Annotated in this window: 1 protein-coding gene; it reads left to right on the forward strand. The window is 42.7% G+C overall.

Annotation, left to right across the window (positions count from 1 at the left end; all coding sequences use genetic code 11):
* Positions 1-37 precede the first annotated feature (37 nt).
* Positions 38-579: dTDP-glucose 4,6-dehydratase (locus SPADD19_RS12465; RefSeq protein WP_241496425.1), on the forward strand; the 542-nt coding region annotated here is incomplete at its 3' end.

Raw genomic sequence — 579 nt, forward strand, 5'->3', positions numbered from 1 at the left:
AAGGAATAATCAAAACTAAAAATTATTTGGAGAAAAAATGTCAGAATATAAACATATCATCGTAACCGGTGGAGCTGGTTTCATCGGTTCAAACTTCGTCCACTATGTCTACAACAACCATCCAGACGTGCATGTGACTGTCCTTGATAAACTTACTTATGCTGGTAACCGTGCCAATATCGAAGAAATCCTTGGAGATCGTGTCGAGTTGGTGGTGGGAGACATCGCTGATGCTGCATTAGTTGATAAATTGGCTGCTAAGGCTGATGCCATCGTTCATTATGCGGCTGAAAGCCACAATGATAACTCCCTCAAAGATCCATCTCCATTTATCTACACAAACTTTGTTGGGACTTATACACTCTTGGAAGCTGCTCGTAAATACGACATTCGTTTCCACCACGTGTCAACAGACGAAGTGTATGGAGACCTTCCATTGCGCGAAGATCTTCCTGGACATGGGGAAGGTCCTGGTGAAAAATTCACTGCTGAAACCAAATACAACCCATCATCACCTTATTCATCAACCAAGGCTGCTTCAGACTTGATTGTGAAAGCTTGGGTACGTTCATTTGGTGT

Source organism: Streptococcus parasanguinis (assembly GCF_001578955.1).
In the GTDB taxonomy this organism is placed as follows: Bacteria; Bacillota; Bacilli; order Lactobacillales; family Streptococcaceae; genus Streptococcus; species Streptococcus parasanguinis_U.